The following is a 13,772-nucleotide window of genomic DNA, read 5'->3' as shown; positions in this document are numbered from 1 at the left end:
CTATGCATGTAGAAGGTTTTTTCGAGTGGCTGGGCCAGGCGCTGGGGTCGTTGATCCGCTTCATCGTCGACGCATTGAGCGGGCTGTTCAACCTGCTGGCCAGTGCCGGTGGCAATTTCATCGATGGCCTGGCGCGCACGTTGGGCATGGAAACCTCGCTGCTCAGCATCCTCGCCCTGATCATCGGGCTGGTGCTGCTGTACTCGGCAATCCGCGCGTTCATGCGTGCCTCGATCATCCTCGGGATCATCTGGCTGCTGCTGGGGTTGTGGGTGATGAGCTGGGTAATACACTGACATTGAACTGCCCGGCGCGGACCTGTGGGAGCGGCCTTGTGTCGCGAAAGGGCTGCGCAGCAGCCCCAGATTTTCAGCTCCGCCGCTTGAGTTGCCGGGGCCGCTTTGCGGCCCTTGCGCGACACAAGGCCGCTCCCACATAGCCCGCGCCTGACAGGCGCTTAGCGGGCTCTTACGGTCATCTCCCCTTGCCCATCCCCCACGGCCTGCAGGTTCGGCCGGTACATCGATTCGACTTGCGGCGGCGGCACGCGGTAGGTGCCCGGGGTCACCGCCCGCGCCAGGTACAGCAGGTGGGTGGTGCCGTAGCTGTCCAGCTTGAGCGCGGCGACGTAACGGTCATCGCGGTACTCCTGGTGCACCACACTGGCGTTCTGCATCGACTCGCGCCATTCCTTCACCGCACTGCTGGCGTTGTCCAGGCTGGCGGCACTCTGCGCCAGGTTCTGGTTTTCCAGCTCCAGACCTGCCGGTAGCAAATCCACCACCAGCGCATCCGGCACCCGGTCTTCAGCCTTGAGCGCCAGGTGCACCAGCACCAGGTCGCCACTGCGCAGGTTGTGCAGGTCCAGCGGCTGGCCATTCATGCCCAGGTACTCACGGCGGATCTGCATGCCGTTGCCACCGGCCGCAGGCGCCTGGCGAGGGTAACCCGACAGGGTCAGTTGCTGGTACAGCGTCTCGCTGCCCTGGTTCTGCACACTCAGCGGCGAGGCCAGCAACGGGCCTTCGAGCTTCATGCCGGACTCGGCATTGTTGAACTCGCGCACTTCGCCCGCGCTGTCCAGGCGCGCCTGCCACTGGCCTTCCGGCTTGCCCAACAGGCCACGGCCGGCCAGGAACAGCGCATTGCGCTCCTGGGTCGACAGCCAGCGATTGGCCGCCAGCTCATCCGCCAGGGCGAACAGACGCTGGTCGACCTGGCGGCTGGCCAGGTTGCTTTCCTGCAGCAGCGCCAGGATCAGTGCCTGGTCGCGCAGGGCGCTGCCATAGTCGGCCATCCAGCCTTTACCGCGGCTGATGCCCAGGCCCGCCTGCAGGGCCTGCTCGGCACGCGGCTTGTCGCCCATCTTGTCCAGCGCCACCGCCAGTTGTACCAGCGGCAGGCCAGAGCGGGCGTCGGCGCGGCGTTCGAACAGGCCACGCAGGGCACCCAGCGGCGCCTGCTGGCTGCGCGACAGTACCAACGCCGCGTAGGCCTGCACGGCGAAGCGGGTGTGTTCGGCGTTCTCGCTGTAGTCGACCTCGATCAGGTTGCGCTCCTGCAGGTAGCGCAGCAGGCGTTCGCTGGCCTTCTTCAGCGCTTCGGCCGGCACACCATAGCCTTGGTCACGAGCACGCAGCAGGAAGTCGGTAACATAAGCGGTCAGCCAGTACTCTTCTTCGCTGTCCGAGCTCCACAGGCCGAAGCTGCCGTTGTAGCGCTGCATGCCCAGCAGGTGCTCGATGCCCATCTCGATCTTGCGCTTGCGTACATCGGCCGGCTCGCCCTTGATGCCCAGGCGCTTGAGGCTGTCGGCATCGGCGTACAGCGACGGGTAGAGGCCGCTGGTGGTCTGTTCCAGGCAACCGTAGGGGTAGGCTTCGAGGGCACGGATCTGCTCGGCCAGGTTCAGCGGTGGCCGGCTCGACAAGGCCAGGCTGGCTTCCAGGCCAGCGGGTTCAAAGGCGGCCAGGTCTGCTTCAGGCAGGGTCCAAGGCTGGTCCTTCAAGGCCACGCGGTAATGCTTGAGCATCGCCGGGTAGGCCGGGCGCACGCCCAGCGTCCACTCACGCTCGAACGCGCCGGTCGGCTCGTTCGGCAGCTGCAGACCAGTGACCCGCACATGCACCTTGCCCTGCCCCAGGCCACCCTGGGCCTGTACCGGGATCATCAGCGTCGAGCGCTGACCTTCAGCCAGGGCAACGTTCTGCACGGCGTTGGCCGCCAGGCTCAGCTGCCCTTCGGTGCTGATTTCAACGTTCAGCTGCTGGGCACGGCCCGACAGGTTGGCCAGGTCCAGCGCCAGGCTGGTGCGGTCGCCACCGGCCAGGAAGCGCGGCGCCGAGAGCTCGGCAATCAACGGCGCAGCGACCACGGTCTTGCCTTCGGCCATGCCGAAGTGTTCCTCGGTCCAGGCCTGGGCCATCAGCCGCAGTTCGCCATTGAAGTCGGGGATATCGACCGTGGCCTGGCCCTCGCCCTTGTCGTCCAGGGTCACCGGCAGGCTTTGCTGGGCGACGATGGTCACCGTGGTATTGGGGCGCTTGCCACCCTTGGCCATCGCCGCGTCACCGCCGAACGCCAGGCTGGCCAGGCGGCCCTGGCCGGCTTCGATCAACTGGCCGTAGATATCCAGCTGGTCAGCACCGTAGGCCTTGCGCCCGAACAGGCTGGCGAACGGATCGGGGGTCTTGAAGTCGGTAATGTTGAGGATGCCCACGTCCACCGCCGACAACAACACATGCACCTGCTTGGGCACGCTGCCATCGGCATTTGCAGCCTTGACCTTCACGGTCAGCGGCTGTTTCGGGCGCATTTTCTCCGGCGCCTGCAGGCTCACCGCCAGCTTGCGCTCGGCGCGGTCCAGCGGCAGGTGCAGTACGCCCACCGCACGTTTCGGCGTGGCGTTGGCCTTGCGCTCGCCGGGGCGGATCACCAGCGCGCTGATGTACAGGTCGTGGCGCGCCCACTGCTTGTCCAGCTGCACGTCGAACGTCTTGCCCTCGGCGGGCACGTCGATCTCCTGCCACCACAGCGGGCCATCGCTGGACTCGATCATCAGGTAGCCACTGCCGGCTGCGGGCGGGGTGACGGTGACCTTGGCGGTAGCGCCGTCGGCGTAGGCCGGTTTGTCCAGCGCCAGCTTGACCTGGTCCGGCCGCACCGCACCGCCTTCGGCGTTGTCCTGGGCGCGGTAGCCGGCCCAGAAGCGCGCGCTGGACACCAGGCCAGTCTGTGGGTCTTCCACCTCGACACGGTACGGGCCCCATTCCACCTGGAAGCTCAGCTTGGCGGTGGAGCCGGCCTTGACGCTGACAGTCTCCTCGCTCTGGGTGAGGAACTTCTCGTTGTAGGCGTAGCTCCAGCCATCGCTCTGCGAGTAGTTCCAGTAGTAGTCGCGACGTTCGCGTACCAGGCGCACCTTGAGGTCGTTGGCCGCCAGCTTGTTGCCATCGCGGTCGGCCACCAGGAACTCGAACTCCACCGGCCCGTCACTGTCGGTTTCCTCACCGTCGAACAGGCCGCGCAGGCCTGGCAGGCGCTCGGCCGGCCAGATGGGTTGTTCCAGGCGCCGGGTGATCGGCCGGCCACCGGACTCCTGCAGGCTGGCCTGTACGGTCAGTTGCAGCGGCGAGCGGGCTTCGGCCCAGCGGCTTTCGATATCGACCACGGCCTTGCCGGCCTGGTCCAGGGTGACTTCGTCCAGCTCCAGGTCCTGGTTCAGCTCGGTTTCGGTGACCGAGCCGAACTGGTAGCCCGGCAGCGCCGGCACCGCCTCGCGCAGCGGGCGAACATAGGCCTGGCCGCTCAGGCGGTTGCCGGCAGCCGGGGCGCCGTAGAGGTAACGGCCATTGACCTGGATGCGCGCATCCTGATCCGGAGCCAACGGTTTGCTGCTGCCCTTGAGTTCCAGCGCCAGGCGCTCGGGCAGGAAGTCTTCGACGAGGAATTCATACACCTGCTTGCGCCCGCCGCCCAGGTCGAGCAGCAGTTGCCAGCGGCCGGTCGGGGCCTCGCTGGCCAGCTGCAGCTGGTACTGGTACAGGCCGTTGCTGTCGGCTTCCCAGACGAACTTGCGGTTGACCTGCTCATCCGGGCGGCGCACTTCCACGCTCACCGGCTGAGCCTTGACCGGCTTGCCGTCCTGGTCGCGCAGCAGGCCGTTGAGCAACACCGTTTCGCCTGGGCGATACAGGTCACGCGGGCCGAAGATGAAGAACTGCAGTGGGTTGGCCTGCGGGCCGGTGATGTCGAACTCGGCCAGGTCCAGTGCCGCGCTGCTCAGGCGCAGCAAGGTGGTGTGCACACCCTGGGTGGCGATCAGGGTGTCGGCCTTGGGCGTGATCGGCAGCTGGGCGTGGCCATCGCTATCGGTGCTGGCCTGGGCCAGCAGCTTGCCCTTGTCGTCATGGATTTCCAGGTTGACGCCGTTCATCGCCTTGCCGCCCTCCAGGGCCTGGGCGAACACATCCAGGCGGTCGCGGTAGCGATGCGCGGACACACCGATGTCGCTGAGGGTGAACAGGGTCGCTGGCTGCGAGTAATCGTAGGTGCCCGAGGCACGCATCACTGCCAGGTACACGCCTGGCTCCTGCAGCGGCTTGATGCCGGCGATTGGCAGCAGCACGGTTTCGCGGGTATTGCGTGCGGGGTTGAGATCGAAGCGGCCGCTGTAGACCAGCTCGGCCATCTCCAGGGTTTCCTTGGACTGGTAGTAGTACAGGCTGCTGTTGCGCCCCCAGTTGACCAGGAAGGTCGAGAGCATGTCCGGCTTCACGCGGAAGAACTCGACATCGACCTTGTCGACGTTGAGGGCAATCACCGGCAGGCCCTCGGCCAGGCGCGTGGGCAACAGCGATCCACGGCTGGCGAAGCCGATGGTCGGCTGCATGTCGCGGGTTTCCAGGCGGCTGACCGACTCGCTGTCCAGCTGCTTGCCGTTGACTGCCTGCAGGCCCTTGTCGACGGTCAGTACCAGCTTGCGCTGCGGCTCCAGATGGCGCAGGCGCAGCTCCATCTGGTTGTCGGAGAGTTCCCAGGCGCCGTCGAGCTTGCCTTTGACCGTGTCGACCAGGTGCACTTTGCTGGCGAAGTCCTGCTTGGCATCCAGCGGTGCGGAGAAGCTGATCGACAGCGTTGCAGCGCCATCGAGCTGCACTTCGGAAACATCCAGCACGGTGAGCTCGCGGCCCTCGTAGCGCTTGGCGAGTACGGCCGGGTCTTCGCGCTCGGGCGCCGGGGTGGCGGCGGGCGCAGTGGCCGCCGGCTTTTCGGCTGGCGCCGGTTTGTCCGGCGTCGAAGAGTCACAGGCACTGAGCAAAGCCAGCGCGCAGGCCAGCAACAATCCTTTGTTGAACATGGAGTAGGAACTCTTTGGCAGCGTGTACGTGAGGGCAGCAACTATAGCGCAATGGCGGGTGCAATACCCGGCGTTGCGCGCATTGGTTGCCAGGCCGTTACACTGTGCCATTCGTTAAAAGGAGGGGCGCGCAGCGGCCCCAGGGTCCCATGGAATGCAAATGTCCCAACTCTCCACCGACTGGCAGCACCGCCCCACCCACCACAAGGTCTGGGCCCTGGCCGCGCCGATGATCCTGTCCAACATCTCCGTGCCGCTGGTAGCCCTGGTCGACAGCACCGTCATCGGCCACCTCCCCCACGCCCACCAGCTTGGCGCCGTGGCCGTGGGGGCCACGCTGTTCACCTTCATGGTCGGCCTGATGGGTTTCCTGCGCATGGGTTCCACCGGCTTCGCCGCCCAGGCCGCCGGCCGTGGCGATGGTGCTGCGTTGCGCCAGGTGCTGGTGCAAGGGCTGCTGCTGGCGGTCGGTTTCGCCCTGCTGATCGGCCTGCTGGCCCTGCCCTTCAGCCAGTTGGCGCTGCACGTGATGCAACCCAGCACGGCCCTGCAGCAAGCCACCGAAGACTTCTTCCACACCCGCCTGCTCGGCCTGCCTGCGGCACTGGCCAGCTACGCGCTGGTCGGCTGGTTCCTCGGCACGCAGAACGCCAGGGCGCCACTGGCCATCCTGCTGACCACCAACCTGCTGAACATCGCCTTGAACCTGTGGTTCGTGCTTGGCCTGAACTGGGGCGTGCTGGGTTCGGCGCGGGCGTCGGTGATTGCCGAATGGAGCGCCGCCCTGCTCGGCCTGGCCCTTACCCGCCCGGCCTTGCGCGCCTACCCGGGGCAGATCGTGTGGGCGGCGCTCAAGCGCTGGCAGGCCTGGCGGCCGCTGCTGGCGGTGAACCGCGACATCTTCCTGCGCAGCCTGGCGCTGCAACTGGTGTTCCTGCTGATTACCGTGCAAGGCGCACGCCTGGGCGAAGCCACCGTGGCGGCCAATGCCCTGCTGCTCAACGGCCTGCTGCTGACCGCTTATGCGCTTGACGGGTTGGCACATGCGGTGGAGGCCCTGTGCGGCCATGCCATTGGCGCCCGCGACCGCGACACATTGCGCCGCTCGCTGGTGGTGGCCTGTGGCTGGTCGCTGATCACCAGCCTGGGGTTTGCCGGCTTGTTCCTGCTGGGAGGGCACCTGTTCATCGATTTGCAGACCGACATCGAGAGTGTGCGGGCAGCGGCTTATCCGTACCTGCCGTACCTGGCATTGCTGCCGTTGATTGCGGTGTGGAGTTACTTGCTGGATGGGCTGTTCATTGGTGCGACCCGGGCGCGGGAGATGCGCAATGCGATGTTGCTGTCGGTGCTGATTGCGCTGCCCCTTGGGGTGGTCATGAGCGGATTTGGCAACCATGGGTTGTGGTTGGCCTTTCTCGGATTCATGGCGTTACGGGTGGTGACGTTGGGGTGGGTGGGGTGGCGGTTGCAGGAGAAAGGTGAGTGGATTCAGTAATGCCGCGGCCGCTTTGCGGCCCATCGCGACGCAAGGCCGCTCCCACATTGATCGGCGGACGCAGGACTTTGTGGGAGCGGCCTTGTGTCGCGAAATGAGGGCGAAGCCCTCACCTGCTGACTCACAGCCACACACAATCCCAATGTGGATACTCGCCAGCCCGCTTTACCAGGCCAGCCCGAATCGGGTTTGCAATGATGTAGCGGGCGACGGCCCTCACATCCTCCTCGCGGCGCAAAGCCCGGTCATGAAAGCTGGTCTGCCAGATATGCCGCCTGTCGGCCCCTACCTTGTACAGCGCACAACTGCTTCTGGACTTGAACTCGCACATCAGCCTACTCAGGCTCGACGGCCCAAGCTCAACAAGCCAGTGAAGATGATCCGGCATCAAGACCCACGCCAGAGATCGACACGCCTTGCACTCTTCGCTGAGCCGTAATTGCTGGATAACTGTTCTGGCGAACAAAAAGTCTTTGAACAACGGTGTTCGGTTGCGAGTGGTTGTGGTGAGCAGGTAGAGACGCCCTGGTTCGGACACTCGGCCACTACGTAAACGATGGGAGCCGGGACTTTCCATGTCATCCTCCTTTGAACATTGCATTCAAAGGTAGCGGCGCTGATGTGACAGGCGAGGACTGGACCATTACCAGGTATGACGCGGTGAGGGCTTCGCCCTCATATCGCGACGCAAGGCCGCTCCCACAAAAAAGGCAGGAGCGGCCTGGCGGTTACGACGACAGGTACGAAGACCGGGTCAACCCCAGGCGCAAGGCATCCAGATACTGGGTCCGCTCACGCGCAGTGATCTTGGCGCTGGCCACCTTGTCACGGTAGTGGGTCATCAACTCCTCCGGCGACAGGTGCACGTAGCGCAGCATGTCTTCGATGGTGTCGTGGGTCTCGATACCGGCGTGGTACACGCTACCGTCGGCGTTCTGGTAGATGTTCACCGAATCGGTGTCACCGAACAGGTTGTGCATGTCACCGAGGATTTCCTGGTAGGCACCGACCAGGAACACACCCAGCAGGTAGTCCTCGCCCTCCTTCACCGCATGCACCGGCATGCTGGTCTCGATGCTCTGCTCGTCGACGTACTGGTTGATCTTGCCGTCGGAGTCGCAGGTCAGGTCCTGCAGCACGGCACGACGCATCGGCTCTTCGTCCAGGCGGTGCAACGGAATGATCGGCAGTACCTGGCCGATGGCCCAGGTATCCGGCAGGCTCTGGAACACCGAGAAGTTGCAGATGTACTTGTCGGCCAGCTTGTCGTTCAGCTCGTCCAGCACCTGACGGTGCGAGCGCTGGCGGGCTTTCAGCGAGTTGTGCAGGCGGCGGCACACGGCGAAGTAGCACTGTTCGGCCAGGGCCTTCTCGGCCAGGCTGATCTTGCCATCGGCATACTGCGCAGCCACGTCACCCAGGTAGTGGGTAGCGCGCCAGTAGGTCTCGGTGACCATCTCGATGTCGGTCGGGCCGAGCAGGTCGACCAGCCACTGCACGGTCTCGGGCAGGGCTTCCTTGTTCTCGATGGTCGGCACGTCGTCGTTGTGCTTCTCGACGTCGGTCACCTGGATCACCAGCATGGCGTGGTGCGCGGTCAGCGAACGGCCACTCTCGGAGAAAATGTGCGGGTGCGGCAGGCCCTGCGCGTCGCAGAACTCCTTGAGCATGCCCACCACCACGCCGGCGTAGTCGTCCATGTCGTAGTTGATCGAGCTGGCATTGCGCGAGTGGGTACCGTCGTAGTCCACACCCAGGCCACCGCCAACGTCGATGTGGTCGACCGGCAGGCCCAGCGCACGCAGCTCACCGTAGTAACGGATGGCTTCCTTGAAGCCGTGCTGGTAGTCGGCCAGGTTGGCGATCTGCGAGCCCATGTGGAAGTGCAGCAGGCGGATACCCTGGTCCAGGCCGGCATCGCGGAAGCGCTGCACCACCGAGATCAGCTGGGCGGCAGACAAGCCGAACTTGGACTTTTCGCCACCGGTGTCGGCCCACTTGCTCGAGGCCAGCGACGACAGGCGCACGCGCAGGCCGACCTGCGGCTTGACCTTGAGCTCGGCAGCCTCGTCGATCACCAGGGCCACTTCCGACTCTTTCTCGATGACGATGAACACATTGTGGCCGAGCTTCTGGCCCATCAGCGCCAGGCGGATGAACTCGCGGTCCTTGTAGCCGTTGCAGACGATGGTGCCGCCTTTCGGCGCCAGCGCCAGCACTGCCAGCAGCTCAGGCTTGGAGCCGGCTTCCAGGCCAATGGAGACGTTCTGCGTGGCGATGATGTTCTCCACCACCGCTTCCTGCTGGTTGACCTTGATCGGGTACAGCGCGGTGTACTTGCTCTGGTATTCCAGGCGCGCGATGTTGGCGTCGAAGGCGCCGGTCAGTTGGCGCACGCGGTCCTGCAGAATGTCGGGGAAGCGCACCAGCAATGGCAGCGACAGGCCGCTCTGGCGCAGTTCGTCGACCTGTTCGAACAGGTCGATCGGTGCGCTTTTCGGGCCGTTGGGGCGTACTTCGACGCGCCCGGCTTCATTGATGGCGAAATAACCAGCGCCCCAATGGCGGATGCCATAAACACTGCGGCTGTCGGCCACGGTCCATTGGCTACCATCGTCTTTGCGTGTGCGTCGTACGGACATTCAAGTCCCCTATAGATAAGTCGAAGACACTGCCCCGCAAGGAGGCGGGCGCAGTGTAAAAGCCAAAAATGACGATTCGTCCGTGCCCTGGGATAGACCCTGGTCACGGCAACGAGTTTAGAAAGCACTGGGCAAAAAATCGCGTGGCCGCATCAGCCGCCGGACTTTTTCGCCTTGAAACCCTGCTTGGTCAGCTCACCGATCAGCAGCTCGACATGGTCGCCCTGGATTTCGATGACCCCATCCTTCAGGGCGCCACCGGTACCGCAGCGGCGCTTGAGGGTAGAGGCCAGCTCCTTGAGCTGGTCGAGCGGCAGCGGCACGCCGGTGACGGTGGTCACGGTCTTGCCGCCGCGCCCTTTGCTTTCGCGGCGCACACGGGCAATGCCATCGCCTTCGGGGATGATTTGCTGCTTGCAGGTACAGGCATCCACCGGCTGGCCACAGTCGGGGCAGTGCCGACCAGCGTCGGTGGAGTAAACGAGACCGCCAAGGGCGGCGAAGGAAGAAGCTTTCTTGGCCACTTTTGTTCCTCTGTGCTGAGGACAAAAACTGGTCGGCCCCAGGGGGTTGAGCCCGACCGCGAAGCCCCACTCTGGCAGGGGCGGCGCTACCACCGCAAGACCTGCGGCAGCCCGAAAAGGGCGCGCAGTTTAACGATAAATCCGGCCGTTGCTAAGTACTGGATTGCGGCATTTTGCGAATGTTTTGCGACCCCTTCGCGGGTAAACCCGCTCCCACAGGTACTGCGCAGGTTTCACGGCCTGTGAAATCCCTGTGGGAGCGGGTTTACCCGCGAAGGGGCCGGCATGGCCCACGCATCTATTTGAGGCTTGCTTTATAGCGCTGCAACGCCGCCAACGAGTCCGGGCAATACGGCTTCGTCAGGCTCTCCTCTTCAGCCTGTTCCAGGCCAATGAAGCGCGCCTCGATCACCTCTTCCGGCTGCAGCCGCAACGGCGCATCCGAAACCGCCGAATACACCGCACACCACAAGCGGTTATCCGGCTGGTCGAAGTAGAACCGCTCATGAAAGCGCAGCTCCACACCGTCGATCCCCAGCTCCTCGGCCAGCTCCCGCGCCGCCGAATCGGCATACGCCTCCCCGGCCGTCACCATGCCGCCTGCCGCCACATCCCAGTACCCCGGGTACAGCGCCTTGCTCAGGGTGCGCCGGTGCACGCACAGCTCACCGGCGCTGTTGAACAGCAAAATGAACGTGCAACGCCCGATCAGGCCGCGCTCGCGCAGTTCGGCGCGAGGCAAGGCCCCCAGCACCTGGTCGGCTTCGTCCACCCAGGTGACCAGCTCACGGTCGGAAGCCGCCCGGTGGGCGGCCTCGTTTGGGCTGATAGCCATCATCAACCCTGCGACAGCAGCTGACGCAGGTCGATGACCGCGGCGTTGGCCCGGGAAATGTAGTTGGCCATGACCAGCGAGTGGTTGGCCCACATGCCGAAGCCGCTGCCGTTGAGCACCATCGGGCTCCACAGCGCTTCTTGCGAGGCTTCCAGCTCACGGATGATCTGGCGCACGCTGACCGTGGCGTTCTTCTTCGCCAGCACGTCGGCAAAGTCCACCTCGATGGCGCGCAGCAGATGCGACAGTGCCCAGGCCTGGCCACGGGCTTCGTAGAACACGTTATCGATCTGCAGCCACGGGGTTTCCACCAGCTCCTCGTCCACCTGCGGCGCCTGGCCGGCGACCACCGACTCGGTCTTCAGCGTGGTGTTGAGCTTGACCCGGCCAACGCTGGCCGACAGCCGCTGCGACAGCGAGCCCAGGCGGGTGGCCACGTCACCCAGCCAGTTGTTCAGGTTGTCGGCACGGGTGTAGAAGATCGCGCCCTTGTCGCCGGCAGCCAGACGGGTCTGGTAGCGGGTCAGCGACTTGATGCCCTCTTCGAACTCCGACTCGCTCGACGGCAAGATCCAGCTCTTGTTGTCGAAGTTGAAACGCGGCTCGGCCTTGGCCAGGTCGGCGTCTTCGGTGGACTGCGACTGCGAACGGGCGAAGTCCTTGCGCAGGGCACGGGACAGGTCGCGCACCTGGACCAGCACGCCATATTCCCAACTCGGCATGTTGTCCATCCACAGCCCCGGCGGGAAGCGGTCGTTGGAAATGTAGCCACCCGGCTTGTTCAGCAAGGTGCCGGCCACGGTCTTGAGGGTTTCGATAGTGGTGTAACCCACCACCATCTGCTGGCCAGTGCGCTCGGCGGCGGCCTGGGCGTTCTGCTGCACCGGGAACAGGTCCGGCTCCTGGCTCCAGTACCAGCCCAGGCCGATACACACCAGCAGGTACAACCCGATCAGGGTCCCCAGGGCACGGCTCCAGAGGCCGCCAAGGTAGCTACGGGCGGCGGCGCCACGGCCGTCGACACGCTCGCGGGGCTCGGCTTTGGCCTCGCGGTTTTTCCAGTCCAGCATGGCTTTGTCCTTATCAGTCACGACGGTTCAGGGGCTTGGACCACAGGCCTGCGCCAGGGTGCCACGGCAAGCCCGCGTGGCAGCACTATAAAGCAGACACCGCCTTACGCATAAGCGACCAATCAGTCAGCAACTGAATATTCGTTCTACCCGCTTTGTTGATGCAGGGCACTCACGCATCCGGCAAGAGCTGCTAGCATAGAGCCATCATTGCCCCTGCACATCCCAACCTAAAGTAGCCAGGACATGAGCCAAGCAGTCGAGCCGAGCCCGCAGTGCCCCGCCCAACAGCAGACGCGTAGCGGCCTGCGCAAGGACGACCCGCTCGATCAGGTGCTGCTGCCGCCCCTGCGCAAGCCGGTGTACATCCTGCTGCAGGACCACGAACGTGCCCAGCGCCTGGCCCAGCAACTGGAGTTCTTTGGCCTGGTGGTGCAGGCGCTGGCCAGCCCTGCGGCGTTTCACGCCTCGATCGACGAATACCCGCCTTCGGCCATCATCATGGATGTCGACTTCAGCGGCACCGGCCAAGGCCTGCTGCTGGCTGCCCAGGTGCAGCAGGGGCTGGCCCGACACATCCCGCTGCTGTTCTTCAGCCACCACGAAACCGACACCCCGACCCGCCTGGCCGCCGTGCGCGCCGGTGGCCAGGACTTCCTCACCGGCACCCTGGAAGCCTCCAGCCTGCTGGAAAAGGTCGAACTGCTGACCAATGCCGCCCAGCACGACCCGTTGCGCGTGCTGATCATCGACGACTCGCGCACCCAGGCCCTGTACACCGAACGTGTGCTGGCCAGCGCCGGCATGATCACCCGCAGCCTGACCGACCCGATCCGCACCATGGCCGAGCTGGCCGAGTTCCAGCCCGACCTGATCATCCTCGACCTGTACATGCCGGCCTGCACCGGCCCTGAGCTGGCCAAGGTGATCCGCCACAGCGACCGTTATGTGAGTGTGCCGATCATCTACCTGTCTGCCGAGGACGACCTGGACAAGCAGCTGGATGCCATGAGCGAAGGCGGTGATGACTTCCTGACCAAACCGTTTCGCTCACGCCACCTGATCACCACCGTGCGCAACCGCGCCGCCCGTGCCCGGCACCTGAAGGCGCGCATGGTGCGCGACAGCCTGACCGGGTTGTACAACCACACCCACATCCTGCAACTGCTGGAAGACTGCAGCTTCCGCGCCCGTCGCGAGCAGCAGCCGTTGAGCTTTGCCATGCTCGACATCGACCACTTCAAGAAGATCAACGACCGCCACGGCCACCCCATGGGCGACCGGGTGATCAAGAGCCTGGCGCTGTTTCTCAAGCAGCGCTTGCGCAAGACCGATTTCATTGGCCGTTATGGTGGCGAAGAGTTCGCCGTTGTCATGCCCAATACCGCGCTGGACGCGGCGCACAAGGTGCTGGACGAGATCCGCCGGCGCTTTGCCGAGATTCTCTACCCGGCGCAGCCTCGGGACTTGCAGTGCACCTTCAGTGCAGGCGTGGTGCAGCTGGATGAGGGGCTGGATGCGCTGACCATGGCCAGTGCGGCGGACGAGGCGCTGTACCGGGCCAAGCATGCGGGGCGTAATTGCGTGGTGCGTGTAGAGCCCTGAGTTCTTCATCGCCTGTACCGGCCTCTTCGCGGGCTTGCCCGCTCCCACAGGGATTGCGCTGCATTCAGGTCTGGTAGATATCCTGTGGGAGCGGGCAAGCCCGCGAAGAGGCCAGTACAGGCAATGCAAATACAGGCACTGTGCCACTTTTTTATGACGCCAACCGCCTGTCGTCATCACCCCGTCACAAAATCGCAATAACTTCAGCCACCGACCTCTCCCCTCCCCGCAGGAAGCTC

9 protein-coding genes are annotated in these 13,772 nt (G+C 64.7%); 3 read left to right on the top strand and 6 right to left on the bottom strand.

The features are described from left to right. Window positions 1-2 precede the first annotated feature (2 nt). Window positions 3-296: a hypothetical protein gene (locus M2S36_RS22680; protein WP_025337571.1), complete on the top strand. Its 294-nt coding sequence runs from the start codon at window positions 3-5 to the stop codon at window positions 294-296. 161 nt (window positions 297-457) lie between these two features. On the opposite strand, the gene M2S36_RS22675 is transcribed toward M2S36_RS22680, so the two are convergent. Then, window positions 458-5,359, bottom strand: coding sequence for an alpha-2-macroglobulin family protein (locus M2S36_RS22675; RefSeq protein ID WP_233688297.1), 4,902 nt, complete (start codon window positions 5,357-5,359; stop codon window positions 458-460). Window positions 5,360-5,519: 160 nt separating this feature from the next. Between M2S36_RS22675 and M2S36_RS22670 the strand changes: the two genes are divergently transcribed. Continuing rightward, window positions 5,520-6,857 carry an MATE family efflux transporter gene (locus tag M2S36_RS22670; RefSeq protein ID WP_333957880.1) on the top strand — a complete coding sequence of 446 codons (1,338 nt, stop codon included), beginning with the start codon at window positions 5,520-5,522 and terminating at the stop codon, window positions 6,855-6,857. Window positions 6,858-6,978: 121 nt separating this feature from the next. On the opposite strand, the gene M2S36_RS22665 is transcribed toward M2S36_RS22670, so the two are convergent. From M2S36_RS22665 to M2S36_RS22645, 5 genes are all read right to left on the bottom strand, one after another. Beyond that, window positions 6,979-7,434 carry an REP-associated tyrosine transposase gene (locus tag M2S36_RS22665; protein WP_063911105.1) on the bottom strand — a complete coding sequence of 152 codons (456 nt, stop codon included), beginning with the start codon at window positions 7,432-7,434 and terminating at the stop codon, window positions 6,979-6,981. 151 nt (window positions 7,435-7,585) lie between these two features. After that, a complete protein-coding gene (gene speA, locus M2S36_RS22660) occupies window positions 7,586-9,499 on the bottom strand; it encodes an arginine decarboxylase (RefSeq protein ID WP_207832825.1) in 1,914 nt (637 codons plus the stop codon). Window positions 9,500-9,651: 152 nt separating this feature from the next. After that, a complete protein-coding gene (locus M2S36_RS22655; RefSeq protein ID WP_063911103.1) occupies window positions 9,652-10,023 on the bottom strand; it encodes a translation initiation factor Sui1 in 372 nt (123 codons plus the stop codon). A 298-nt stretch (window positions 10,024-10,321) separates the two neighbouring features. Continuing rightward, window positions 10,322-10,858, bottom strand: a complete 537-nt coding sequence (locus M2S36_RS22650; RefSeq protein ID WP_207832823.1) for an NUDIX hydrolase — start codon at window positions 10,856-10,858, stop codon at window positions 10,322-10,324. A 2-nt stretch (window positions 10,859-10,860) separates the two neighbouring features. Beyond that, on the bottom strand, window positions 10,861-11,928 hold the full coding sequence (locus tag M2S36_RS22645) for a DUF2333 family protein (protein WP_207832821.1): 1,068 nt from the start codon (window positions 11,926-11,928) through the stop codon (window positions 10,861-10,863). 246 nt (window positions 11,929-12,174) lie between these two features. Between M2S36_RS22645 and M2S36_RS22640 the strand changes: the two genes are divergently transcribed. Beyond that, window positions 12,175-13,533: a diguanylate cyclase gene (locus tag M2S36_RS22640; RefSeq protein ID WP_207832819.1), complete on the top strand. Its 1,359-nt coding sequence runs from the start codon at window positions 12,175-12,177 to the stop codon at window positions 13,531-13,533. Window positions 13,534-13,772: the final 239 nt, after the last annotated feature.

Source organism: Pseudomonas sp. SF2 (genome assembly GCF_036858055.1).
Classification (GTDB): domain Bacteria; phylum Pseudomonadota; class Gammaproteobacteria; order Pseudomonadales; family Pseudomonadaceae; genus Aquipseudomonas.
Note: the sequence above shows the minus strand (reverse complement) of the source record. Positions and strands in the feature narration are given on the sequence as shown.